This window comes from Pseudomonas sp. SWRI51, assembly GCF_014268825.1.
In the GTDB taxonomy this organism is placed as follows: domain Bacteria; phylum Pseudomonadota; class Gammaproteobacteria; order Pseudomonadales; family Pseudomonadaceae; genus Aquipseudomonas; species Aquipseudomonas farsensis.
On the sequence record NZ_JABWRG010000009.1, the window covers coordinates 65,803 to 89,958 of the forward strand.

The 24,156-nt window shown below is 64.8% G+C and carries 18 protein-coding genes; 7 read left to right on the forward strand and 11 right to left on the reverse strand.

What is annotated here, in order from left to right:
• Nucleotides 1-77 precede the first annotated feature (77 nt).
• Genes HU720_RS05615 through lexA form a run of 4 tightly spaced genes read right to left on the reverse strand, consistent with a single transcriptional unit; the run spans nucleotide 78 to nucleotide 5,816 of the window.
• On the reverse strand, nucleotides 78-3,158 hold the full coding sequence (locus HU720_RS05615) for an error-prone DNA polymerase (protein WP_186517985.1): 3,081 nt from the start codon (nucleotides 3,156-3,158) through the stop codon (nucleotides 78-80).
• Entirely contained in the window at nucleotides 3,155-4,573 is a 1,419-nt protein-coding gene (locus HU720_RS05620) for a DNA polymerase Y family protein (RefSeq protein ID WP_186517986.1), read from the reverse strand. Before HU720_RS05620 ends, HU720_RS05615 begins: the two co-directional genes overlap by 4 nt.
• A gap of 5 nt (nucleotides 4,574-4,578) precedes the next feature.
• On the reverse strand, nucleotides 4,579-5,199 hold the full coding sequence (gene imuA / locus HU720_RS05625) for a translesion DNA synthesis-associated protein ImuA (protein ID WP_186517987.1): 621 nt from the start codon (nucleotides 5,197-5,199) through the stop codon (nucleotides 4,579-4,581).
• On the reverse strand, nucleotides 5,199-5,816 hold the full coding sequence (gene lexA / locus HU720_RS05630; RefSeq protein WP_186517988.1) for a transcriptional repressor LexA: 618 nt from the start codon (nucleotides 5,814-5,816) through the stop codon (nucleotides 5,199-5,201). The genes imuA and lexA overlap by 1 nt, the downstream gene beginning before the upstream one ends.
• Before the next feature lie 93 nt (nucleotides 5,817-5,909).
• On the opposite strand from lexA, the gene HU720_RS05635 reads away from it, so the two are divergent.
• Both HU720_RS05635 and HU720_RS05640 read left to right on the forward strand, forming a co-directional pair.
• Nucleotides 5,910-6,569, forward strand: coding sequence for an HAD-IA family hydrolase (locus HU720_RS05635; RefSeq protein ID WP_186517989.1), 660 nt, complete (start codon nucleotides 5,910-5,912; stop codon nucleotides 6,567-6,569).
• A 35-nt stretch (nucleotides 6,570-6,604) separates the two neighbouring features.
• A complete protein-coding gene (locus HU720_RS05640; protein WP_186517990.1) occupies nucleotides 6,605-8,038 on the forward strand; it encodes a PLP-dependent aminotransferase family protein in 1,434 nt (477 codons plus the stop codon).
• On the opposite strand, the gene HU720_RS05645 is transcribed toward HU720_RS05640, so the two are convergent.
• Complete coding sequence (locus tag HU720_RS05645; protein WP_186517992.1) at nucleotides 8,031-9,227, reverse strand: CynX/NimT family MFS transporter; 1,197 nt, start codon at nucleotides 9,225-9,227, stop codon at nucleotides 8,031-8,033. The two genes, HU720_RS05640 and HU720_RS05645, sit on opposite strands and share 8 nt — an antisense overlap.
• 247 nt (nucleotides 9,228-9,474) lie before the next feature.
• Here HU720_RS05645 and HU720_RS05650 point away from each other — a divergent pair, with 247 nt between their 5' ends.
• A complete protein-coding gene (locus HU720_RS05650; protein WP_186517994.1) occupies nucleotides 9,475-9,912 on the forward strand; it encodes a carboxymuconolactone decarboxylase family protein in 438 nt (145 codons plus the stop codon).
• Here the strand turns inward: HU720_RS05650 and HU720_RS05655 are convergent.
• From HU720_RS05655 to HU720_RS05670, 4 genes are all read right to left on the reverse strand, one after another.
• Entirely contained in the window at nucleotides 9,909-10,838 is a 930-nt protein-coding gene (locus HU720_RS05655) for an aliphatic sulfonate ABC transporter substrate-binding protein (protein WP_186517996.1), read from the reverse strand. The genes HU720_RS05650 and HU720_RS05655 overlap by 4 nt on opposite strands.
• Before the next feature lie 3 nt (nucleotides 10,839-10,841).
• A complete protein-coding gene (mgrA, locus tag HU720_RS05660; RefSeq protein ID WP_186517998.1) occupies nucleotides 10,842-11,885 on the reverse strand; it encodes an L-glyceraldehyde 3-phosphate reductase in 1,044 nt (347 codons plus the stop codon).
• 69 nt (nucleotides 11,886-11,954) lie between these two features.
• Nucleotides 11,955-13,274: an LLM class flavin-dependent oxidoreductase gene (locus tag HU720_RS05665; protein WP_186517999.1), complete on the reverse strand. Its 1,320-nt coding sequence runs from the start codon at nucleotides 13,272-13,274 to the stop codon at nucleotides 11,955-11,957.
• A 179-nt stretch (nucleotides 13,275-13,453) separates the two neighbouring features.
• Nucleotides 13,454-15,649: a TonB-dependent receptor gene (locus HU720_RS05670; RefSeq protein ID WP_186518000.1), complete on the reverse strand. Its 2,196-nt coding sequence runs from the start codon at nucleotides 15,647-15,649 to the stop codon at nucleotides 13,454-13,456.
• A gap of 246 nt (nucleotides 15,650-15,895) precedes the next feature.
• Here HU720_RS05670 and HU720_RS05675 point away from each other — a divergent pair, with 246 nt between their 5' ends.
• A complete protein-coding gene (locus HU720_RS05675; RefSeq protein WP_346656557.1) occupies nucleotides 15,896-16,942 on the forward strand; it encodes a LacI family DNA-binding transcriptional regulator in 1,047 nt (348 codons plus the stop codon).
• Nucleotides 16,943-16,944: 2 nt separating this feature from the next.
• On the opposite strand, the gene HU720_RS05680 is transcribed toward HU720_RS05675, so the two are convergent.
• Entirely contained in the window at nucleotides 16,945-17,826 is an 882-nt protein-coding gene (locus HU720_RS05680) for a hypothetical protein (RefSeq protein WP_186518002.1), read from the reverse strand.
• A 176-nt stretch (nucleotides 17,827-18,002) separates the two neighbouring features.
• Here HU720_RS05680 and mexE point away from each other — a divergent pair, with 176 nt between their 5' ends.
• The 3 genes from mexE to HU720_RS05695 are packed head-to-tail and all read left to right on the forward strand — an operon-like array spanning nucleotide 18,003 to nucleotide 23,848.
• Nucleotides 18,003-19,244 carry a multidrug efflux RND transporter periplasmic adaptor subunit MexE gene (gene mexE, locus HU720_RS05685; protein WP_186518003.1) on the forward strand — a complete coding sequence of 414 codons (1,242 nt, stop codon included), beginning with the start codon at nucleotides 18,003-18,005 and terminating at the stop codon, nucleotides 19,242-19,244.
• A 12-nt stretch (nucleotides 19,245-19,256) separates the two neighbouring features.
• Complete coding sequence (locus HU720_RS05690) at nucleotides 19,257-22,436, forward strand: efflux RND transporter permease subunit (protein WP_186518004.1); 3,180 nt, start codon at nucleotides 19,257-19,259, stop codon at nucleotides 22,434-22,436.
• On the forward strand, nucleotides 22,433-23,848 hold the full coding sequence (locus HU720_RS05695; RefSeq protein WP_186518005.1) for a TolC family protein: 1,416 nt from the start codon (nucleotides 22,433-22,435) through the stop codon (nucleotides 23,846-23,848). Before HU720_RS05690 ends, HU720_RS05695 begins: the two co-directional genes overlap by 4 nt.
• Before the next feature lie 68 nt (nucleotides 23,849-23,916).
• Here HU720_RS05695 and HU720_RS05700 read toward each other — a convergent pair.
• A partial coding sequence (locus HU720_RS05700; RefSeq protein ID WP_238337639.1) for a hypothetical protein occupies nucleotides 23,917-24,156 on the reverse strand: 240 nt, incomplete at its 5' end.

The window sequence follows — 24,156 nt, forward strand, 5'->3', positions numbered from 1 at the left end:
GGCCGCTACGCAGCCCTTTCGCGACACAAGGCCGCTCCTACGCTAGATCGCGTGGAGACTGGAACATGGACTCGACCTCAGTGGAAATCGCGGCTACGCACATCCAATCCCTGCAACAACTGACTGACATCCTCCAACCGCCGTGCAATCAGGTGGCGCACGCCGTTTTCCTGCTCCAGCCGCCCACTGACCTTGAGCAATTGCGAGCCCACCAGCGCACGGCGTTGGCGCTCGGCCAGCTCGCGCCACACCACCACATTGAGCATGCCGTGTTCGTCTTCAAGGGTGACGAAGGTCACCCCGCTGGCCGTCTGCGGGCGCTGGCGGCCGACAACGATACCGGCAACGGCGACACTGTCGCCATGGGCCAGGCCGTCCAACTCGGCCGAGCTGCGACAACCCAGCGCACGCAGGCGGGCACGCAGCAGGGTCAGCGGGTGCGGGCCAAAGGTCGTGCCCAAGGTGTCGTAATCAGCCCGAAGATCCTCGCCCACAGTCGGGGCCGGCAGCTCCACCGCCTGCTCGGCCACGGGCTGCACCTGGGCGAACAACGGCAACTGCGCCTGCACTGCCGCGACCTGCCAGCGGGCCTGATGACGGTCACGCGCCATGGCCCGGAGCGCGCCGGCATCGGCCAGCCGGGCGCGGGCCCGCTGGTCGAGGCCGGCGCGCTGGCACAGGTCTTCGATATCACGCCAGGGCGATTGCGCGCGGGCTTGTTCCAGGCGCCGGGCGTCGGCCTCACTGAAGCCGCGGATCTGCCGCAAGCCTAAGCGAATCGCCAGTTCGTCACCTTGCAGCGGCTCCAAGGTGCAATCCCACTGGCTATGGAACACATCCACCGGGCGCACCTCGATACCCAGGCGCCGCGCCTCTTGCAGCAACTGATCAGGGCTGTAGAACCCCATGGGCCAGCTGTTGACCAGCGCGCAGGTGAAAATCGCCGGCTCATGGCACTTGAGCCAACTGCTGGCATAGCACAACAAGGCGAAGCTTGCGGCGTGGGACTCGGGGAAGCCGTAACTGCCAAACCCCTTGATCTGCTCGAAAATACGCTCGGCGAAGGCCAGCTCGTAGCCATTGCGCAGCATGCCGTCGATCAACCGCTCGCGGTGCGGTTCCAGCCCGCCGTGGCGCTTCCAGGCCGCCATGCTGCGGCGCAGTTGGTCCGCTTCGCCTGGGCTGTAGTCGGCGGCGACCATGGCAAGCTCCATGACCTGTTCCTGAAACAGCGGTACGCCAAGGGTGCGTTGAAACACCTCGCGCAGTTTTTCCGAGGGGTAAGTCACCGGTTCCTGCTTCAAGCGACGGCGCAAATACGGGTGGACCATGTCGCCCTGAATCGGCCCCGGGCGCACGATCGCCACCTCGATGACCAGGTCATAGAAGGTTGCAGGCTTGAGCCGGGGCAGCATGGCCATTTGCGCCCGCGACTCGATCTGGAACACCCCCATGGTTTCGGCGCGGCTGATCATCGCGTAGGTGGCCGGGTCTTCTGGGGGGATGCTGGCCAGTGTCAGCTCACGCCCCCGGTGCAGCGCCAGCAGGTCGAAACAGCGTCGCAAGGCGCTGAGCATGCCTAGCGCCAGCACATCGACCTTGAGCAGCCCGACCATGTCCAGGTCGTCCTTGTCCCACTGGATCACCGTGCGTTCAGGCATGGCCGCGTTTTCAATCGGCACCAGCTCATGCAGCGGCTGCTGGGAGATGACAAAACCGCCGGGGTGTTGCGACAGGTGCCGCGGGAAACCGATCAACTCGCCGGCCAGCACCAGAATGCGCCGCAGCGACGGGCTTTGCGCATCGAACCCGGCCTCGGCCAGGCGGGGTGCGTCGGGAATCCGGTCACTCCAGCGCCCACAGCACTTGGCCAAGGCATCCACCTGATCTGCTGGCAGGCCCAGCACCCGCGCCACATCGCGCACAGCGCCGGCTGCGTGGTAACTGCTGACTACCGCTGTAAGTGCGGCGCGATGCCGGCCATAGCGGCGGAATACGTACTGGATCACCTCTTCACGGCGGTTGTGCTCGAAGTCCACGTCGATGTCTGGCGGCTCGTTGCGTTCGCGCGACAGAAAACGCTCGAACAGCAGCCGGTGTTCCATGGGATCGAGTTCGGTGATGCCCAGCACGAAGCACACTACCGAGTTGGCCGCAGAGCCACGGCCCTGACAGAGAATGTGCTGGTTGCGGGCGAAGGTGACGATATCGTGCACGGTGAGAAAGTAGCTTTCGTAGCCCAGCTCTTCGATTAGCGCCAGTTCCTTGGCCAGCACTTCACGCACCTGCGCACTCGGCCCCTGTGGCCAGCGCCGTGGCAGGCCCTGCTCGCAGAGCGTGTGTAGCCAACTGGCCGGCGTGTGGCCCTCGGGGACCAGCTCGCGAGGGTATTGATACTGCAATTGGCTCAGGTCGAAATTGCAGCGCTCGGCAATCGCCACGGAAGTGGCCAGCAACGGCGCGGGGTACAGCGCCTGAAGCTGTTCCAGCGGGCGCAGGTGGCGTTCGCCATTGGCGAACAGATACTGCCCGGCCTGCGCCACGCTGCAATGGGCGCGGATGGCCGTCATGCAGTCCTGCAACGCGCGGCGCCCGCGGGCGTGCATATGCACATCGCCACAGGCCACCAACGGGATACCCAGTTGCCCGCCAAGCGCCTGCAAATGCGCAAGGCGCGCGTCGTCATCGGCGCCTCGATGCAGGTGCACCGCCAGCCATAGCCGTTCACCGAATACATCGAGCAAGTGCTGCCCGGCAGTGGCATCGGGCGCAGCGCCCGGCACCCACAGTGCCAGCAAGCCATGCTGGTGGGCGGCGAGGTCTTCGGCCAGCACCTGATAGCTGCCCTTCTCGGCCCGGCGCCGCGCCTGGGTGATCAGCGCACAGAGGTTCTGGTAGCCCGCCAGGTTTTCCACCAGCAACACAAGCTTTGGCCCCTGCTGCACCTGTATTTCGCTGCCAACGATCAGCTTGAGGCCATGCTCCTTGGCCGCCTGCCAAGCCCGCACAATGCCGGCCAGGGTGCATTCGTCGGTAATCGCCAGGGCTTGGTAGCCCTGCTCGCGGGCGCGGCGAAACAGCTCGTCGGCGCTTGAGGCGCCGCGCTGGAAGCTGAAACTGGACAGGCAGTGCAGCTCGGCGTAGCCCGCGCCGCTCATGCGAACCAGCCCTGCAGCCACAGCGGGCCGGGCTGGGCCAGGTCGCGGTAGGCCCAGCCCCGCAGGCCGTCGCGGGTTTCGATCCGGTAGTAATCCCGGCGCACATCGCCACCATCCCACCAACCGGACTCGATACGCTCGGCCTGCCCGAGCAGTTGCAGCCCTGCCTCGGACAACAGCCGGGGTTCGGGTAGCAGCCAGCCGGGGCGGCTGCCCGGCGCCACCAGCAAGGCACCCGGTGCGCCCTGCTCGGCCCCTTTCCAGGCACACTCGGGGCGGTGATCGGCCTCGGCGCGCAAGCCTTTGACGGCGTCATCCCCCAACCGCGCCCGCAAGCGCTCGCGCAGTTGCTCCCAGGGTTGGCTCTGCTGCGCACGGGGGTCGAACAGCGCCTGGTGCTGGGGCACAAAGGCTGGCAGATCATCAGCCAGCAGCCGCAGGGTGCGTACCGGGGCGCGCAAGGTCAGCGCTTCAAGCCGCCCACGGGCCAGCTCGAACAGCATCGCCGCATCGCGTTCTGCAGCCAGCAGACCCACCAGCAGCACAGTTGCGGCGCCTTCGTGGTGCTCAAGGTGCAGTGCAAAGCGCTGCACACCGCAATCGCGCCCGGCCAGAAACGCCGCCAAATCGTTAAGTAGCCGGCGTAACGGGAACAGCAACGCCTGGTGCGACTCGACATCAAAATTGAGCTCTAGCCGCGCCTCGAAACGGTCGGGCGGCAGGTAGAAACCCAGCCCCAGGTTGCGCAGGCCGAACAGTTGGTCCAGGTGCACTTGCACCTGCGCGCTGAACCGCTTGGCCAGGGCATCACGCGGCAGCGCCATGACCTCGCCGAGCCTGCGCAAACCCATGCGCATCAGCGCCTCGCGGGTATCGGCGGGCAGCCCCGCGCGGTCTATGGGCAGGTTGAGCAAGGCGGCGCGGGTATCATTGGGGTCGGTCACGGCAAGGCCATCGTGGGCGTTGGCCAACATCCGCGCCGCTACGGGGTTGCTGGCCAGCACAATGCGCTGGCGCAAGCCCAGTTCGGCAAGCTCCTGGCGCAGGCGCGCCTCAAATGCCGGCCAGGGGCCAAACAATTGCAGGCTCGAACCCACCTCCAGCAACAAGGCGCGGGGGTAATGCCGGCTCACCTGGGCGCTGAAACGGTAGGCCCAAGCGGCCAATAACTGTTGCAGTTGCTCGATGCGCGCAGGGTCAGCCTCGACGCAGGTGAAACCGTCGGCCAAGGCACGCGCTGCGGTCAATGCCTGGCCGGCACGCAAACCAAGCTTGGCAGCCGCGGGGTTCACCGCTTGCAGCACTCGCCGTTGCACAGGGCCGCTGATCAGTACCAGCGGTGCGTCGGCGTCGTCGCGCTCACGCAGGATGCTGTCCAGCGCCAACTGCGGGAACAGGATGCAGGCCCAGAGCATAGCGGTCAGCTGCGCTGCGCAGAGGCGATGGGCAGCGCCGGCGGCAGCCCGCCACGGCACTTGATGACCCGCCACTGCGCAGGGCGGGCGTCAATGGCAATGCGCAGCGCAGCCGGCGATGGGTTATGGGCCGCCTGCTGCGGCCGGCAGGCGAAGGCCAGCGCGTTACCGGTTTCGGCGGCTACCTGCAAGCGGCGCAACGCGCGGTCCTCGGCGCGTTCCGGCCAGCACAGCACGGCAGCGCAGCTGCCCGAGCGCAGGCACTGTTCGGCAGCCCACAGGGCCTCGGCATTATCGGCCTCGACCTGGGCCAGCCAGCGCAGGTCGACCCCTGCTGCCTGCCAGGCCGGGGCGTAGGGAATGAACGGTGGCGCCACCAGCACCACGCGCTCGCCCGCGCCAGTGAGCCGCGCCAAGGTTGGCCAAAGCAGCTGCAGCTCGCCACAACCGGGGCTGGCCAACAGCAGTTCGCTGAGCGCCGCAGGCGGCCAGCCACCATCGGGCAGGCGCTGATCCAGCGCACCATGGCCACTGGGCTGCAAGCCCTGCGGCCGCGCCTGAGCCTGCCGCCCACGCCATACCTGGCGCTGGTCGAGCAGCCGGTCGAGCGCAACCACGGCGCCCATCAGTCACGCCTCAAGAGGCCACAGAACACGCCTTCGATAAAGAATTCGCGCTCTGGGCCCACATCGATGGGCTGGTAGTTGGGGTTGCGTGGAAGCAGCCGAAAACCTTCGCGGGTGCGCTGCAAGCGCTTGATGGTGACCTCGCCATCCAGCCGGGCGACGACAATTTGGCCATCGCGGGCATCCGCCTGTTGCAGGATGCCGACCAGATCACCGTCGAAGATACCGTCATCGACCATGGAGTCGCCGCGCACCTTCAGCAGGTAGTCGGGCGTACGCCGGAACAGGCTGGGGTCGAGCAGCAATTGCTCGTGGATGCCGAGGTCTGGGCCGATGGGCGCACCGGCAGCCACCTGGCCGAGCACCGGCACTTCGAGGATTTCGGGGCGGCGCAGGGGCTCGGCCAGGCGAATGCCACGCGCCTGGTTGGGCGTGACGTCGATGTAGCCGGCCTGGCACAGGGCGGTTATGTGCTTGCGTGCGACGCTGCGCGAGGCAAAACCGAAGCGCTCGGCGATGTCGGCCAGCGACGGTGGCTGGCCTTGATCAGTAATGCGCTCGCGAATGAAGCCGAGGATGGCACGGCGTTTGGGGGATAAGTTGTCCATAGAGCACATTTGTACTCTTTTCTTGAAACACTGAACAGCCCCCTTCATCGGCGGCTTTGGCTATGATGCTGCTGAATTGTTTCTCCTTGATCAGGATGCCCGATGCTGACCGCCTTGCTGTTCGACCTCGACGGAACCCTCACCGACACCGACACCCTGCACCTGCAGGCCTTGCGCACATTGCTGCACGACTACGACGGCCGCGAACTCAGCCAGGCGCAGTTCGATGCACGCATCAGCGGGCGGTCCAACGGCGAGCTGTTCGCCGAACTGTTCCCCCAGGCCGATGCCCGGCAACGCCAGGCCTTGGCCGAGCGCAAAGAGGCGCTTTTTCGCGAGTTGTCTCCAGAACTTGAGCCATTGCCTGGCCTGCTGCGCCTGCTGAGCTACGCCCGTGAACACCGCATCGGCATGTGCGTCGTCACCAACGCACCACGGCTCAATGCCGAGCACATGCTCACTGGCATGGGCCTGGGTGACTGGTTCGAGCATGTGCTGGTAGCCGATGAGCTGGAGCGCCCCAAGCCCGACCCACTGCCCTACCTCACCGGGTTGCAGCGGCTCAAGGCACCGGCTGGCCAAGCCCTGGCCTTCGAAGATTCCCTGCCTGGAGTCCAGGCCGCCAGCGGCGCCGGCATCTTTACCGTGGGGGTGGCTACCACGCAAACTACCGAGCGTCTGCATGAAGCCGGCGCACAGCTGGTAATCGACAATTTCGATGACCCACAGCTGTGGGCATTGATCGAGAAAATGGCTGGCTGAACCGCCTGCCCACTGACAACCCTGCGGGCCGCCCCATGGAACTGCACATTCGCCTTGAAGGCCGTAAAGGCCTCGCCGACCAGCTCTACCAGCAACTGCGCGAGGGTATTGACAGTGGCCACCTGGCTGCTGGCACCCAGTTACCCCCTACCCGCCTGCTGGCCGAGCAACTGGGGGTTTCGCGCAAGACCGTGGCTGAGGCGTATTCACGCCTGACCTACGAGAGCCTGATCAGCGGCGTAGTCGGGCGCGGCACCTTCATCAGCCCGCGCCGAGCGCTGCAACCGCCCCCCGCCCAAGGCGCACCGCTGGCCGGTGCCGACATGCTCGAACGCTGGCGCTCGCGTGCCACGGTGTTAAGCCTGCGCGGGCTGGATGGGCCCTCGCGCTACGACTTCATTGGCGGCGCCTCCAGCAAGGCGCAGTTCCCGTACGACCAGTGGCGTAGCTGCATGCAATACGCCCTGCGCCGCAGCCAGCGCCACCGCGAGCTCAAGTTCGCCGCACAAGGTCTGACCGAACTGCGCGAGGCGATCGCCCACCACATCGCCTTTGCCCGCGGCGTGCATTGCAGCGCCAGCGATGTACTGGTGTGCAACGGCGCCCAGCAGGCGCTGGACCTGATCGCCCGAGTGCTGATCGAGCCCGGCAGCAAAGTGGCCATGGAAGACCCCGGCTACCCACCGGCGCGCCAGCTGTTCCTGGCCTTGGGCGCCGATGTGCAGTCGGTAGCGGTGGATGACCAGGGCATGTGCGTCGAGCAGATCGCCGCTGGCACGCGGCTGATTTACGTCACGCCTTCGCACCAGTTCCCCTTGGGCATGCCGATGGCCGAGCCGCGCCGCCATGCGCTGCTGGCGCGCGCCGCCGAACTGGGCGCACTGGTCATCGAGGATGACTACGACTGCGAGTTCCGCTACCAGGGCCCTGCCGCCGAAGCCTTGCAGCGCCTGGACCGCAACGGGCTGGTTGCCTACGTGGGCACCTTCTCCAAAACCCTGCTGCCCGAGCTGCGCCTGGGCTACGCAGTGCTGCCGCCAGCGGTGATGCAGGCAGCCTGTGTGGCCAAGCAACTGACCGACTGGCACAGCCCGAGCTTGCCGCAGTGGGCGCTGGCGCGGTTTATCAGCGAGGGCCACTTGAGCCGCCATATCCGCCGCTGCCACGATATCTACAGCGCACGCCGCGAGCGCATCCTGGCACGCATCAACGGCGATCTTGCGCCGTGGTTACGCGCAGTACCGGCCAGCGCAGGTTTTCACCTCAGTGCCCTGGCCAACCCCGGCGTCGATGTAGAACGGTTGATCAGCCTGGCGCGCAGGGCCGAAGTGGGCTTGTATTCCCTGGCGCCATTTTTCAGCCAAGCCCCGCTGCAACCGGGGCTACTGATGGGCTTTGGCGCTATCGAGCTGCTGGACATCGACCCGGCCCTGGACCGAGTCGCCGACACCCTGCACGTGCTCAGTTGACCGCAGCAGTCGTTACCCCTTGGCCCCTGCGCTCTATCGCCTGGCGATAGCCATTGGGCGCAAAGCATGCCGTGACCACCAGCATGGCCAGCACTGTGCAGGTAAGCAGCGCCCAGGAAGCCTGGAAATCGCCGCTGACATCGCGTAGCCAACCGGTGATGTACGGCACGATGCCCGTCACGATAAAGCCGACCCCCTGCACGAACGCTGCCAGGCTGCCCGCCTCGGCTGGCGTGCGCAGGTGCTCGACCGTCAGGGTAAGGCTCAGGCTGAAGCAGGCGCCCAGGCCCAGCCCGATCATCGCCACCCATAGGCCCATGGCACTGCCCGGTGCCAGCAGCAGCCCGGAAAAACCACCCAATTGCACCAGCAATGCCAACCATAACCCCGGCCGGCGGTCAGTCAGGCGCCGCAGTAGCAGTGGCAGCCCCAATGCACCAGCCACCTGGAACACAGTCATCAGCCCCACCAGCTCGCCACCACCCTGGGCGGTGCCGCCGTGCTCCAGGTGATAGGCCGGCAGCCACGCGACCATGCTGGTATACCCGCCATTGATCAGCCCGAAGTACAGCGCCAGCAACCACGCCCGGCGGTTGCCGAACCAATGCCCGCGCGCAGCACCGCCCAACGCCGTGGCTTCTTTACGCGGGCGCAGCACCAGCCAAGCGCACAGTGCCAGCACCGCCGGCACTGCCCACAGCCCAAGCCCCACCTGCCAGCGACCAAAGTACGCACTGATCGACGGCCCCAGCAGTGCGGCCAAGCCGCCGCCACTCATCAGTGCTGCCGAGTACAGCCCCATGGCTGCAGCCAGGCGCCCGGGGAACCAGCGGTTGACCAAGCCCGGCATCATGCCTTGCACCACCGCAACGCCCAGCCCGGCCAGCACCGCACTGGCAATCAACGCGCCCGCGCTCCCCAACTGCAAGCGCCACAGGCAAGCCAGGGCAATCGCCGACAGCCCGGCGAGCATGCCGGCGTGCTCGCTCAACCAGCGCCGCAGCCACGGCTGCAACAACGGCACCAGGCCCATGCACAACACCGGCAACGCCGTCAGCAAGGCGGCCTGCTGATAACCCAGGCCGGTGCTCTGGCGCATGGGTTCAAGCAACGGCCCGATGCTGGTGAGGATCGGCCGCAGGTTCAGCGCCAGGAGCACCACCAGCAGCAGGTCAAGTGCGCCCCTCATGGTTGAATCGCCTGCAGGCATTGACGGTAAGACGCGGACATCGGTTGGGGCATGACTCGGTACTCGCTGAAAGACCGCGTCATTATCCCCAGTGCGGGGCGCCTGCAGAAATGAAGATATTGGATGCAACCCAGTGGCCACCTGAATGCCGCCATTGGCCCCCTGGCAAACGTTCGTATTGGCTATTCGGGGTTTTGCGGCCCAGCGCTAAGGTAACGCCATCTTTTCAACCAAGCGGAGAAACGCCATGCATGAACGTATCGAATGGGCCAAGCAGGCTCCGGAGGCCTACAAGGCAATGCTTGCCCTCGAGCAAGCGGTCATAGGTTCCGGCCTTGAGCATTCGCTGCTTGAGCTGGTGCGCCTGCGCGCCTCGCAGCTCAATGGCTGCGCTTACTGCATCAACCTGCATGCTAACGATGCACGCAAGGCTGGCGAAACCGAGGCACGCCTGCAAACCCTGAGCGTGTGGCGCGAAACCCGCTTCTTCACCCCACGCGAGTGTGCGGCGCTGGCGTGGGTAGAGAGCCTGACCCAGCTCCCGGTGCGCGGCGCGCCACAGCCTGAGTACGAAGCCTTGTTCGAGCATTTTTCGCCCAACGAGGTGACCAATCTGACCCTGGCGATTGCCACCATCAATGCCTGGAACCGCTTTGGGGTCGGGTTTGCGATGGTGCCGGCCTAAGGCCTGCGCCACACCGCCGCCGCCACCTCCACAGGTTCAGGCAGCAGCCGGTTATCGAAGAACAGCTGCGCAGTCTTCTGCTGCGCCGCGACGATTTCATCGGTCACCGGCAGCACCGGCGAGGCCGGACGGTGGCTGAAACTGCGCTGCACCACGGCCTCCGGCAAGCCCATGAAGGCTGCCAGCAGTTTGATGCTGCCGGTCTCGTCACTGCGGGTCAGCGCCTCGGCCTGGTTGATTTCATCGAGTACCTGGGCGACGAACAGGGCGTTGGCCTGCACATAAGGCCGTGCCCCCAGCATGAACGGCCCGGACAGGCCCAGCCCTTGCCCGTCCGCCAGCAAGCGCGCCTTCCCTTCCAGTTCGATCACCGAATAGAACGGGTCCCAGATCGCCCATGCATCGACGCTACCGCGCTCGAACGCGGCCCGTGCATCGGCCGGGGCCAGATACACCGGCTGCACGTCGGTCATGCTCAACCCGGCGTTGGCCAGCGCACGCAGCACCAGGTTGTGGGCGCTGGAACCTTTCTGCAAGGCAATCCGCTTGCCTTTGAGCGCCGCCACCGAGGTGATCGGGCTTTGCGCAGGCACCAGAATGACCTCGGCGCGTGGCTTGGGCGGCTCTGCACCGATGTACAGCAGGTCGGCACCGGCGGCCTGGGCGAAAATCGGCGGGATATCCCCCGTCGAGCCGATATCCAGGCTACCGATGTTCAGCGCTTCGAGCATCTGCGGGCCTGCCGGAAACTCGATCCATTGCACCTGAGTGCCAGTAAACCGCTGCTCCAGTAAGCGGTGCTGCTTGGCCAGCACCAGGCTGATCGAGCCTTTCTGGTAACCGATGCGCAAGCTGGCGGGGTCGGCGGCCTGGGCCAGGCCTGCCAGTGCCGCCAGTAGCAGCACGGTGAAACGTAACAGTCGCATGGCTTAGTCCTTCCAGTCGGTCGAGGGCTTTTCCCACAAATTGATACCGCCTTCGACGGCGTGCTGGTCGATTTCAGCGAGCTCTTCGGCGCTGAACGTCAGGTTGTCGAGGGCGGCGACGTTCTCACTGATCTGCTCCGGCCGGCTGGCGCCGATCAGCGCAGAACTGACCCGCTTGTCGCGCAGGGTCCAGGCCAAGGCCAACTGGGCCAGGCTCTGGCCGCGGCGACGCGCGATTTCGTTGAGGGCACGGGCGCGCTGCAAATTGGTTTCGCTCAGGTGCTGCGCCAGCAGCGAACCACCGCCTGCGCGGTTGACGCGGGCATCGGCGGGGATGCCGTGCAGGTACTTGTCGGTCAAAAGGCCCTGTGCCAGCGCGGTGAAGACGATCACCCCGGCGCCGAGGTCATCGGTAGCCTCAAGCAAATCGCCCTCGATCCAGCGGTTGAACAGGTTGTAGGACGGCTGGTGGATCAGCAGAGGGACGTTCAGCGCGTCAAGCAGCGAAGCGATTTCACGGGTTTTGCCTGCGGAGTACGAGGAAATGCCGATATACAGCGCCTTGCCCTGGCGCACGATATCGGCCAGCGCGATGGCGGTCTCTTCCAGCGGCGTGTCGGGGTCGAAGCGGTGCGAGTAGAAGATATCGACGTAGTCCAGGCCCAGGCGTTTCAGGCTCTGGTCGAGGCTGGCATGCAGATACTTGCGCGAGCTGCCGCCCTGCCCGTAGGGCCCCGGCCACATGTCCCAACCGGCCTTGCTGGAGATGATCAGCTCGTCACGGTAGCCGCGCAGGTCCTCGCGCAGCAGGCGGCCGAAGTTGGTTTCGGCGCTGCCATAGGGTGGGCCGTAGTTGTTGGCCAGGTCGAAATGGTTGATGCCAGCATCGAACGCGGTACGCAGCAACGCGCGCTGAGTGTCGATGGGGGTGGCATCGCCGAAGTTGTGCCACAGGCCCAACGACAAGGCTGGCAATACCAGGCCGCTGCGGCCGACGCGGCGGTACGGGATACGCGAATAGCGCTCAGGGTTGGCGCGGTATGTCATGTGAACTCCTAATAAAGCGCTGTAACTAATTGATTTTTATAAGCCACAAGTAGCCCCCCGTGCGGTTGATCAACTGAAGTACGGATTGGCCGGCCGCTGCAGGCCGAGATGTTCACGCAAGGTGCGCCCTTGATAATGGGAACGAAACAGCCCTCGGCGCTGCAGCTCGGGCACCACCCATTCGGCAAAGTCTTCAAGGCCCTGCGGCAGGTGCGGCACCAGAATGTTGAAGCCATCCGCCGCATGGCCTTCGAACCAGGCCTGCAACTGGTCGGCGATCTGCGTTGGGGTGCCGATCAGGCTGAAATGCCCCCGTCCCCCCGCGATGCGCTGGCCGAGCTGGCCCAGGGTCAGGCCTTCACTACCGGCAAGCTCGGTGAGTAGCTGCTGGCGGCTGCGCTGGCCATCCTCGGTGGACGGCAACTCGGGCAGCGGGCCATCCAGCGGATAACCCGACAGGTCGAAATTACCCAGCATGCGCCCAAGCAATGCCACGCCAACCCTGGGGTCGACCAAGGCCTGGAAGCGCTCGGCCTTGTCTTGCGCTTCGGCTTCGCTGCGCCCGACTACCACGTACACGCCGGGCATGATCTTCAGGTCATCCTTGCAACGCCCGTAACCTGCCAGGCGGCCTTTCAGGTCAGCGTAGAAGGCTTGCGCTGCGCCCAGCGATGGCTGCGCGGTAAACACCACTTCGGCGCTTTGCGCAGCAAGCTCGCGGCCGCTTTCAGAAGACCCCGCTTGCACCAGCACAGGCCGGCCTTGGGGCGCGCGGGCCACGTTGAGCGGGCCTTTGACCCGGAAGTGCTCGCCGCTGTGAGCCAGCGCCCGCACACCATCGGGCCGGTGGAACTGGCCGGTGGCCTTGTCGCGCACGAAGGCATCGTCGGCCCAGCTGTCCCAAAGGCCCTGCACTACCTGCTGGAATTCGCGGGCGCGGGCATAGCGGTCGGCATGGCCGATATGCGCTTGGCGGCCGAAATTGCCAGCTTCGGCGGCGGCATCGGAGGTGACCAGGTTCCAACCGGCGCGCCCGCCCGACAGGTGATCGAGGGAGGCGAACTTGCGTGCTACATGGTACGGCTCGTTGTAGCTGGTGGTGGCGGTGGCAATGAGGCCGATGCGCTCGGTGACGACGCTCAGTGCAGACAACAGCGTCAAAGGCTCGAAGTACACCGAGCGGGCGCTGTGGCTGGCCAAGGCATCGCTTGGGGCCGCCACGCTGTCGGCCACGAACAACGCGTCGAAGCAGGCGCTTTCGGCAACCTGCGCGGCGCGGCGGTAGACGCTGAAATCCAGCGGGTCGGCTGGTACGTCGGGGTGGCGCCAGGCAGCGACATGGTGGCCGGTAGCCATAAGGAAGGCGCCCAAGCTGAGTTGGCGGGTCATGGAATACCTCTGCATTTTGATCGAAAACGTGAGCTGTGCAGCCTTGTGCCGGCCTCATCGCAGGCTGTCGCCAGCTCCCACAGGGATCTGCGCCAGACTCGGATGTCGCGGTTGACGCGGTCTCTGTGGGAGCTGGCGACAGCCTGCGATGAGGCCGGCACAGGACTGTGCGATGGCGGTTAGAAGTCTTTGCGCACCTGCACGCCGAAGTAGCGGCCATCATCGCGGGGCACCGAGCGGTAGATGTAGTCGCCACCACTGGCCAGCATCTGCGCGTAGGACTTGTCGCCCAGGTTCTTGCCCAGCAATGCCACGCGCCACCCCTCGTTGTAATCGGCCAGGGCAATGCTGGCGTTCCAGATGCCATAGGCGCCCTGCACGGTGTCTGGGTTCTGGTCGAGGCTGAACTGCACCGCATCCTGCCAGCTGAAGTCGCTGGAAAGCTCCAGGTCCAGGCCGTTGTTCAGCGGGATGCTGTAGTCGGCGCGGACATAGGTTTTCCAATCAGGGGTAAATGGCAGGTGGCCGCCGTCGATATTGCAGTTTGCTGCAGCCCCTGCCGGGCAGTTGAAGTGGTCGACCCGCGCCTTGGTATAGGCCACTGCCGCCGACAGTTTCAGTTGCCGGGTGGCCTGCAGGCTGGCGTCCAGTTCCACGCCTTGGGTATTGACCTTGCCGGCGTTGACCAGGCGGGTGACCACCTGGTTGGCCACGGTGTCGAAGAAGTTGGCCTGGTAATTGTCGTAGTCGGTGTGGAAGACCGCGAGGTTGGCCACCAGACGGTTGTCCAGCGCCGTGCTCTTGAGGCCGATTTCGTAGGCATCGGAGGTTTCCGGCTTCAGCGCGCCGGTATCACGTGGCTGCATGTTGAAAAACACGTTGTAAGCTGGGCCCTTGTAGCCCCGCGAATAGGTGACATAACCGCTGAGGTTGTCAGTGAAGTCGTATTGCAAGCCGGTCCGGCCGCTCCAGCCATCTTCGTCGACCGAGCCTGAACTTGCCGTCGAGGGCTGGATGCCAGGCACTTGCGTGGCCGACGTCGAAACCCGACGGTGATCGTACTCAAGGTCGTCATGGGTCCAGCGCAGGCCGAAGATGGCCCGGAAATCGTCGGTGAAGTTGAAGGTGTTCTCGCCGAACAGCGCCACGCTGTCGTTGCGGGTCGAGTAGTCGGCCCGGCCGTTACTGGGCACCCCGGCGTTGACGGACAAGCGCTGGTACACCTCGTTGGAGGTGCCGTGCATGTAGAAGGCGCCGAGCACGTACTCGTTGAACTCACCCTTGGGCGAGGTCAGGCGAAATTCCTGGCTGTACTGGTCGTAATCGACCGTGCCCTTGTCGTGGGACGCGGTGACCGGCAGCAGCGCGCGGCGGTCGCCGTCCTGGTACTGGGTGTTGTCCCAGCCGCGCCAAGCGCTGATCGAGGTCAGGGTGTAGTCGCCCAGTTGCCAGTCAAGCTGCGCCGACAGGCCCTGGTTTTCATCCTCGACGTGGGTCTTGAAATCACTGTTGATGTCACGGTTGTGGGCGCTGGGCACAACTGCGCCGAGCTGGCGGGCAAAGGCACTGCTGGCCTTGGTCACGACGCCACTGGGCAAGGTGTCCTGGCCTTTCATGTAATCACCGATCAGGGTCAGGCGCAGTGCTTCGCTGGGTTCGAACTCAAGCTTGCCGCGCAGGCCCTTGCGCTGGTAGCCATTGACGTCATGGCCATTGGCGATGTTCTCGACGTTGCCGTCGTAGTCACCCCACAAGGTGCTCAGCGAGCCTTTGAGGTGCTCGTCAAGGCGTCCGCCGATGCCGAAACGCAGGCGGTTTTCATCACCCCCGCCAAAGTGCGAGTAGTCGACATAGCCGTGTGTCTGCTCCGGGATTGCCTTGCTCACCACATTGAGCACACCGGCCGACGCATTCTTGCCGAACAGTGTGCCCTGCGGGCCGCGCAGCACCTCGATACGCTCAAGGTCGAGCAAGTCGAGGGTGGACTGGCCGGGGCGGCCGAACACCACGCCATCGACTACCGTCGCCACCGTGGGTTCGACGCCCGGCGAGGTGGAAATGGTGCCGACGCCGCGGATGAACAGCGAGGTGTCCTTGTTCGAGGCACCTGCCCTGTAGTTGAGGGTCGGTACCTGCTGCACGATGCTGGCGACATTGTTGCGGTTGTCGCGCTCCAGCTGTTCGCCGTCCACTACCGAAACAGCTACCGGGACCTTTTGCAGTGGTACCTCGCGGCGTGTCGCGGTGACCGTAACCGCGTCCAGGGCGACCGGCTCGGCAGCCTCGGCGGTGTGGCCGATGGCGGCGAGCAGGATGGCGCTGGCCAGCGGGCCACGGCGTAGGTTGGGAAACGACGAAGTACGGCTTGTCTGCATGATGCTCACTGCCCTGAAAGACCAGACGAAAGAAGACGCTGTGGTTGTCTGGTCTCGCTCGTGCGAGTGGCAGCCGATTGCCGACAGCAGCGCTTGTTAGCGCTAACAGAGGCCAGTATTCGACGCTGCTGGTTAGCAGGTCAAATACTAAAAAACGATCTTCTTATGCGTTATGGTTCTTTGCTGGAGGTGCGGTGGTTAGCGCTAACATCGCCGCTTTGCACCCAGGCCGCCGAGGTACCCCACGTGAGCCACTCCAACGACACCCCGCGCAAGCGCCGCGGCGCCGGCCGCGTCACCTTGGCCGAGGTGGCCCGTGTGGCTGACGTTTCGGCCATCAGCGTGTCGCGCTATTTCAACCAGCCGGAACAGGTTTCCGAGCCGCTGCGCGAACGTATCGAGGCAGCGGTGCAGCAACTGGGGTACGTACCCAACCTGGTCGCCGGGGGGCTGGCTTCAGCGCGTGGCCGCATCGTCGGCATGGTCATCCCGAACATTTCCGGGCCAATCTTCGCCAACACCATCCAGGCTTTCAGCGACACCTTGAGCCGCCATGGCTATCAGCTACTGCTGGCATCGAGCTATTTCAGCGAGGCCCAGGAAGAAAGCGCAGTGCGCGCGTTTCTGGGCTGGTCGCCGGCAGCGCTGGTGGTGACCAGCCACTTCCACAGCCCCGCCACCGAAAAGATGCTCGCCCAGGCCGATGTGCCGGTGGTCGAAATCTGGGACTACGTGCCGGAGCGGGCGCCATTGCAGGTGGGTTTCGTGCATTTCGATGCCGGGGTGCAAGCCTGCCGCTATTTGCTCGACCAGGGCCACCGCCGCATTGCCTTTGTGCAGAACAGCGTAGCCGGCGACTTCAGCGCCTTGGAGCGGCGCGACGGCTATGCCCACTGCCTGCGCGAGGCCGGGCTTGAGCCCTGGGTGTTCGTGCCTTCGGCAGGCATCGCACCGTTCGAGGCCGGGCGCCAGGCCATGGAGGCGTTAATCCGGCGTACGCCAAGGCCGGAAGCGATCATCTTCGCCAACGACAACCTGGCCGCCGGTGCCCTGCTGGCCGGGCAACGTGCCGGGTTGCAACTGCCTCAGGACATGGCAGTAATGGGCTTTGGCGACTACGCCTTCGCGCAGATGCTGCTACCCAGCCTGACCACCCTGCGCCCGCCCTCGCGTGAAATTGGCGAGGTGGCGGCGTTACGGGTGCTGCAGCATCTTGGCGCGGTACCCAGCGAGGCCGAAATACCACGGCTGAACCTGCTGGCGTGCGAGCTGGTAACCCGCGAGAGTGCCTGAAATCAGGCGCTGGCCTGCCCCCCAGTGCTGACCACCACCTCGCGCACCTCGACCGAACGCTGCTCCGCCAGCGCGCGCATGTACAAATGGCAGGCGCTGGCGCTAAGCGTGGCCGGCAGCAGCAGGTTCAGCACCGGCACGCAGGCCAGCAGCATGTTGAACAGCCCCAGAAACAGAATGCGCACCCGCGCAGCCTTGGCGATAGCGAGTTGCTCGCGCGCATCTGCGCAGCCGCCAATGGCCGGGGTGAGCAACAGGCGCATATGCACGAACGGTAGCGACAGGATGATCAGCACGCCGTTGTACAACGGGATCAGTAATGACGCCAAGGTCCAGCGTGACAGGCCCAACCAGCGCGCCGGGCCATACCGCGCCTCGCGCCAAGGCGTGCGGCTGGTGGCACGACAATCGGCAGCGACGCCTGGGTAACGCTGCTGCACACACGCCCTCACCTTCTGGAAAAAGCCCAGGTGGATAACCAGCCGCAAGCCAATCAGCAGCAGCCCTAAAAACAACATGACCATCATCGCGGTGAAGAACGCCGCGATGTATAGCGCCAACTGCAACACGCCCACCCCCAGGTTGAAAAAGGCCAACGGGTCGACGCCCATGCCGATGCTCGGCGTGGCTGATGCCGGTGCCAGTATCGCGAAGTTGGCTACGCCAAGTGCTGCGAACGCTGAAAGCCAGCCACAGAATTCGCAGATCGCTGCAAAGTTGACGTAGAACACATACCCGCATATGCAACTGACCAGCAGGCACCAGCCTGCCGAAGGCAGCAGCAAGCGTGGGGCCAGGCTTTCGCGCAGCCCCAGGGCAAAACAGAGGCTGGCCTCACGCACGCCTGCCGACAGTGCGCGGAAAAAACCTTTGATACGGTCCATCGTGGTTGTCTGTCCTTGATGTTGATGGGGCTGGTAGCGCTGCAACATACGCCATTATCGATACCAGCAGCTCTTATATCATTGCTCGTGATAATAACCTTCGCTGCGTTCGATTCGTGCGTCACGCGCAAGGCACTCACACTCCGCCCACTACTAATATTCCGGCGGAGCTTTCCATGGACCATTCACTCAAACCCCTGCGCTTTCCCCTCGCTGCCATGGCAGTGGTGGTGCTCAGCGCTTGCGGCCGAACCCCAGATGCCGTGCAGGCTCCCGCCGCGCCGAAGGTCAGTGTTGCCAAGGTGATCGAACAGCCCATCAATGAGTGGGACGAATTCACCGGCCGCCTGGAAGCCCCGGAAACCGTCGAAGTGCGTCCACGCGTTTCCGGCCAGATCGACCTGGTGGCCTTCACCGAAGGCGCCCAGGTAAAAAAAGGCGACCTGCTGTTCCAGATCGACCCGCGCCCGTTCCAGGCAGAAGTACGCCGCCTTGAAGCCCAGTTGAAGCAGGCCAAGGCAACGGCCATTCGCAGCGCCAACGAAGCCCGCCGTGGCGAACGCCTGCGCGACAGCAACGCAATCTCCGCCGAGCTTGCCGAGTCGCGCAGCAGCGCCGCCACCGAAGCACGCGCAGGCGTCGATGCCATCCAGGCACAACTGGACCTGGCCCGCCTGAACCTGAGCTTCACCCGCGTCACCGCGCCGATCAGTGGGCGTGTCAGCCGCGCCGAATTTACCGCCGGCAACATTGTCAGCGCCGATGTCACGCCGCTGACCAGCGTCGTCTCCACTGACAAGGTCTACGCCTACTTCGACGCCGACGAGCGCGTGTACCTCAAGTACACCCAGCTGGCCCGCGAAGGCCAGCGCGGCCAGGCCACCCCGGTGTACCTGGGCCTGACCAACGAAAACGGCAACCCGCACCTGGGCCAGATGAACTTCGTCGACAACCAGGTCAACCCGCGCACCGGTACCATCCGTGGCCGTGCGGTGTTCGACAACCGCGATGGCCAGTTCACCCCAGGCCTGTATGCCCGCCTGAAGCTGGTCGGCAGCGCCCAGTACGACGCCGTGCTGATCAACGACGAAGCGGTTGGCACCGACCTTGGCAAGAAGTTCGTGCTGGTAATGGACAAGGACAACAAGGCGGCCTACCGCAACGTCGAGCTCGGGCCGAAGCTTGAGGGCCTGCGTATCGTGCGCAGCGGCCTGGCCAAGGACGACCGCATCGTGGTCCGTGGCCTGCAGCGGGTGCGCCCAGGCTCGGCGGTCACCCCAGAAGAAACCCAGATGGCCAGCGAACAGACCCTCGCCGCCCTCGCCCAGCAGCGCCAGGCCCTTGAGGCCAGCAACTCGCCTAGCAAAGTTGCGGGCTCCACAGTGAAAGTCGCCAGCGCCCAGGCGCCTCGCGGTTAAGGGATCACACCGATGAACTTCTCGAAATTTTTCATTACCCGGCCGATCTTCGCCGCGGTACTGTCGCTGGTGCTGCTCATCGCAGGCTCAATTGCCCTGTTCCAGCTGCCGATCAGCGAATACCCCGAAGTAGTCCCGCCCACCGTGGTGGTGCGCGCCAACTTCCCTGGCGCCAACCCCAAGGTCATCGGCGAAACCGTGGCCGCCCCGCTTGAGCAGGCCATCACCGGTGTCGAGAACATGCTGTACATGTCCTCGCAGTCCACCGCCGACGGCAAGCTGACGCTGACCATCACCTTCGCCCTGGGTACCGACCTGGACAACGCCCAAGTGCAGGTGCAGAACCGCGTGACCCGCACCCAGCCCAAGCTGCCCGAGGAAGTCACCCGCATTGGTATCACTGTCGACAAGGCATCACCCGACCTGACCATGGTGGTGCACCTGACTTCGCCGGATAACCGCTACGACATGCTGTACCTGTCCAACTACGCCATCCTCAACATCAAGGATGAGCTGGCGCGGCTGGGCGGTGTGGGCGACGTGCAACTGTTCGGCATGGGCGACTACTCGCTGCGCGTGTGGCTCGACCCGAACAAGACCGCCTCGCGCAACCTGACCGCCAGCGATGTGGTCAATGCCATCCGCGAGCAGAACCGCCAGGTCGCTGCCGGCCAACTGGGCGCCCCGCCCGCCCCTGGTTCGACCAGCTTCCAGCTGTCGATCAACACCCAGGGCCGCCTGGTCAACGAGGAAGAGTTCGAAAACATCATCATCCGCGCCGGTGCCGATGGCGAAATCACTCGCCTGAAGGACATCGCCCGGGTTGAACTCGGCTCCAGCCAATATGCCCTGCGCTCGCTGCTGAACAACCAGCCGGCGGTGGCCCTGCCGATCTTCCAGCGCCCAGGCTCGAACGCCATCGACATCTCCGACGAGGTGCGGGCGAAAATGGCCGAGCTCAAGAAAGACTTCCCTGAAGGCATGGACTACAGCATCGTCTATGACCCGACCGTGTTCGTGCGCGGCTCCATCGAGGCGGTAGTGCACACCCTGTTCGAAGCGCTGATCCTGGTCGTGCTGGTGGTGATCCTGTTCCTGCAAACCTGGCGCGCGTCCATCATCCCGCTGCTGGCCGTGCCGGTATCGCTGATCGGTACCTTCGCAGTCATGCACCTGTTCGGCTTCTCGCTCAACGCCTTGTCGCTGTTCGGCCTGGTGTTGGCCATCGGCATCGTGGTGGACGACGCCATCGTGGTGGTGGAAAACGTCGAGCGTAATATCGGCCTGGGCCTGCAACCGCTGGAAGCCACGCAAAAAGCCATGAGCGAAGTGACCGGGCCGATCATCGCCACGGCGCTGGTGCTGTGCGCTGTGTTCGTGCCGGCTGCGTTTATCTCGGGCCTCACGGGGCAGTTCTACAAGCAGTTCGCCCTGACCATCGCCATCTCCACGGTTATTTCGGCGTTCAACTCGTTGACCCTGTCGCCGGCGCTGGCCGCCGTGTTGCTCAAGGACCACCATGCGCCCAAGGACCGCTTCTCGCGGGTGCTGGAAAAACTCTTCGGTGGCTGGCTGTTCGCCCCGTTCAACCGCTTCTTCGACCGTGCCAGCCACAGCTATGTCGGCGGCGTGCGCCGGGTGATTCGCGGCAGCGGCATCGCGCTGTTCGTCTATGCCGGGCTCATGGGCCTGACCTACCTGGGCTTCTCGTCCACCCCGACCGGCTTCGTTCCGGCGCAGGACAAGCAATACCTGGTGGCGTTTGCGCAACTTCCCGATGCTGCCAGCCTTGACCGCACGGAAGCTGTGATCAAGCGCATGAGCGAGATCGCCCTCAAGCAACCTGGCGTAGCCGACTCGGTGGCCTTCCCGGGCCTGTCGATCAACGGCTTCACCAACAGCCCGAACAGCGGCATCGTGTTCACCCCGCTCAAGCCGTTCAACGAGCGCAAGGACCCAAGCCAGTCGGCGGCGGCCATTGCTGCGGCATTGAACGCGCAATTTGCGGATATTCAGGACGCCTACATCGCGATCTTCCCGCCGCCACCGGTACAAGGGCTGGGCACCATCGGCGGCTTCCGCCTGCAGATCGAAGACCGTGGCAACCTGGGTTACGAAGCGCTGTACAAAGAAACCCAGAACATCATCGCCAAGAGCCATGAAGTGCCGGAGCTTGCCGGCTTGTTCACCAGCTATCAGGTCAACGTGCCCCAGGTCGATGCGGCCATCGACCGCGAAAAGGCCAAGACCCACGGCGTGGCGATCAACGATATCTTCGACACGCTGCAGGTTTACCTGGGTTCGCTGTACACCAACGACTTCAACCGCTTTGGGCGCACCTACCAGGTCAACGTCCAGGCCGAGCAGCAGTTCCGCCTCGATGCCGAGCAGATTGGCCAGTTGAAAGTACGCAACAACCTTGGCGAGATGATCCCGCTGGCGACCTTCCTCAAGGTCAGCGACACCTCGGGCCCGGACCGGGTCATGCACTACAACGGCTACATCACGGCCGAAATCAACGGCGGTGCAGCGCCGGGCTACAGCTCGGGCCAGGCCGAAGCGGCCATCGAGAAGCTGCTCAAGCAGGAACTGCCCAACGGCATGACCTACGAATGGACCGACCTCACCTACCAGCAGATTCTGTCGGGCAACACCGCGCTGTTCGTGTTCCCGCTGTGCGTACTGCTGGCGTTCCTGGTGCTGGCCGCGCAGTACGAGAGCTGGAGCCTGCCGCTGGCGGTGATCCTGATCGTACCGATGACCCTGCTGTCGGCCATTACCGGGGTGATCGTGTCCGGTGGCGACAACAACATCTTCACCCAGATCGGCCTGATCGTACTGGTGGGGCTTGCGTGCAAGAACGCCATCCTGATCGTGGAGTTCGCCAAGGATGAACAGGCCAAAGGGCTCGACCCGCTGGCTGCGGTGTTGGAGGCGTGCCGCCTGCGTCTACGCCCGATCCTGATGACTTCGATCGCCTTCATCATGGGTGTGGTACCGCTGGTGTTCTCCTCCGGTGCCGGTTCCGAGATGCGCCATGCCATGGGCGTGGCGGTGTTCTCCGGGATGATCGGGGTGACTGTGTTCGGCCTGTTCCTGACGCCGGTGTTCTTCTTCCTGATCCGCCGTTTCGTCGAGCGTCGCCAGGCCCGCAAGGCCGAACGCGCACTGTCGCTGGAGAAACACGCATGAAACTGCTCAAACCCCTGACCCCAAGCCTGATCGCCCTGGCCTTGGCTGCCTGTGCGGTGGGCCCTGACTACAAGGCGCCGGCCACCGAGCCTGCGCGCCTGGACAGCGGCCTGCAAGCCAAGGCCTTCGACCGCAGCCGCTTCGAGAGCCTGTGGTGGAAGCAGTTCGATGACCCGGTGCTGAACCAGTTGGTGCAGGCCTCGCTGGACGGCAACCGCGACCTGCGCGTGGCCTTCGCCCGGCTGAAGGCGGCGCGGGCGATCCGTGACGATGTGGCCAACGACCAGATCCCGGTGGTCACCAGCCGTGCCAGCAGCGACCTGGGCAAGGGCCAGATCCCCGGCCAGACCGAGCGGCGGGTCAACAGCGAGCGCTACGACTTGGGCCTGGACATGGCCTGGGAGCTTGACCTGTTCGGCCGTATCCAGCGCCAGATCGAAGCCAGCGATGCGCAGGAGGCGGCCGCCGAGGCCGACCTTCAGCAGTTGCAGGTGAGCCTGATCGCCGAGTTGGTGGATGCCTATGGCCAACTGCGGGGTGCGCAGTTGCGCGAGAAGATCGCCGTGGCCAACCTCAAGACCCAGCACGAATCACGCGATATCACCGTGACCTTGCGCGATGCTGGGGTGGGCAACGAGCTGGATGTGGTGCGCGCCGATGCGCGCCTGGCCGGCGTCGAAGCCACCGTGCCGCAGCTGCAGGCCGCTCAGGTGCGGGCGCAGAACCGCATCGCCACCTTGCTTGGCCAGCGCCCCAATGCCTTGAGCGTCGACCTGTCGCCCAAGGCCCTGCCTGCCATTGCCAAGGCGTTGCCGGTCGGCGACCCGGGCGAACTGCTGCGCCGTCGCCCGGACATCCGCAGCGCCGAACGCCAGCTGGCTGCAGCCACCGCCGATGTTGGCGTGGCGACAGCCGACCTGTTCCCGCGGGTCAGCCTCAGCGGGTTCCTGGGCTTCACCGCTGCACGCGGCTCGCAGATCGGTTCGGCGGCGTCCAATGCTTGGGCGCTGGGCCCTAGCATCACCTGGGCGGCATTTGACCTGGGCAGCGTGCGGGCTCGCCTGCGCGGGGCCAAGGCCAATGCCGACGGGGCTTTGGCGACCTATGAGCAGCAGGTGCTGCTGGCCCTGGAAGAGTCTTCGAATGCGTTCAGTGACTACGGCAAGCGCCAACAACGCTTGCTGGCGCTGATGCGCCAGAGCGATGCCAGCCGCAAAGCGGCTGAGCTGGCCTCGGTGCGCTATCGCGAGGGCACCGTGGATTATCTGGTGCTGCTCGATGCCGAGCGTGAGCGCCTGAGCGCCGAGGATGCCCAGGCCCAGGGCGAGGTTGAGTTGTATAGCGGGATCGTTGCGATCTACAAGGCCTTGGGCGGTGGGTGGCAGCCGGAAGTGGTGGCCAGTTCGCGGTAATGCCTGAGTGAACCGAGAGCTCCTTTGGTTGGGTTAAGCGCCAACCGTTTGCCCTGGTCGCCGTTTGGTTACCAGGGCTTTTTTTGGTTTTGCCGCAGCCTTCTACCGCTTGTTCCGGCCAGCCACTTGCCTGCTGCGCACTGCGTCTTGCTTGGCGTCCAGCTGAAACTGTCGAGCAAACGATGCGAAAAGGCATCAAACGCCCACACCTGCACCGCCTTGTCGGCATCCAGTGCCAGCCCCCCATCCACGTCCTGGCCCGTCCACCATTGGGCTTCGTTGAGGGTCACGCACAGCTCGGAACCTTG

Coding starts and splice junctions, on each gene's coding strand:
- HU720_RS05645 (WP_186517992.1), bottom strand. CDS start 9,227: ATGAGGGGCGCACTTGACCTGCTGCTGGTGGTGCTCCTGGCGCTGAAC.
- HU720_RS05650 (WP_186517994.1), top strand. CDS start 9,475: ATGCATGAACGTATCGAATGGGCCAAGCAGGCTCCGGAGGCCTACAAG.
- HU720_RS05620 (WP_186517986.1), bottom strand. CDS start 4,573: ATGCTCTGGGCCTGCATCCTGTTCCCGCAGTTGGCGCTGGACAGCATC.
- mgrA (WP_186517998.1), bottom strand. CDS start 11,885: ATGACATACCGCGCCAACCCTGAGCGCTATTCGCGTATCCCGTACCGC.
- HU720_RS05615 (WP_186517985.1), bottom strand. CDS start 3,158: ATGAGCGGCGCGGGCTACGCCGAGCTGCACTGCCTGTCCAGTTTCAGC.
- imuA (WP_186517987.1), bottom strand. CDS start 5,199: ATGGGCGCCGTGGTTGCGCTCGACCGGCTGCTCGACCAGCGCCAGGTA.
- HU720_RS05655 (WP_186517996.1), bottom strand. CDS start 10,838: ATGCGACTGTTACGTTTCACCGTGCTGCTACTGGCGGCACTGGCAGGC.
- HU720_RS05670 (WP_186518000.1), bottom strand. CDS start 15,649: ATGCAGACAAGCCGTACTTCGTCGTTTCCCAACCTACGCCGTGGCCCG.
- mexE (WP_186518003.1), top strand. CDS start 18,003: ATGGACCATTCACTCAAACCCCTGCGCTTTCCCCTCGCTGCCATGGCA.
- HU720_RS05665 (WP_186517999.1), bottom strand. CDS start 13,274: ATGACCCGCCAACTCAGCTTGGGCGCCTTCCTTATGGCTACCGGCCAC.
- HU720_RS05635 (WP_186517989.1), top strand. CDS start 5,910: ATGCTGACCGCCTTGCTGTTCGACCTCGACGGAACCCTCACCGACACC.
- HU720_RS05680 (WP_186518002.1), bottom strand. CDS start 17,826: ATGGACCGTATCAAAGGTTTTTTCCGCGCACTGTCGGCAGGCGTGCGT.
- HU720_RS05640 (WP_186517990.1), top strand. CDS start 6,605: ATGGAACTGCACATTCGCCTTGAAGGCCGTAAAGGCCTCGCCGACCAG.
- lexA (WP_186517988.1), bottom strand. CDS start 5,816: ATGTGCTCTATGGACAACTTATCCCCCAAACGCCGTGCCATCCTCGGC.
- HU720_RS05695 (WP_186518005.1), top strand. CDS start 22,433: ATGAAACTGCTCAAACCCCTGACCCCAAGCCTGATCGCCCTGGCCTTG.
- HU720_RS05690 (WP_186518004.1), top strand. CDS start 19,257: ATGAACTTCTCGAAATTTTTCATTACCCGGCCGATCTTCGCCGCGGTA.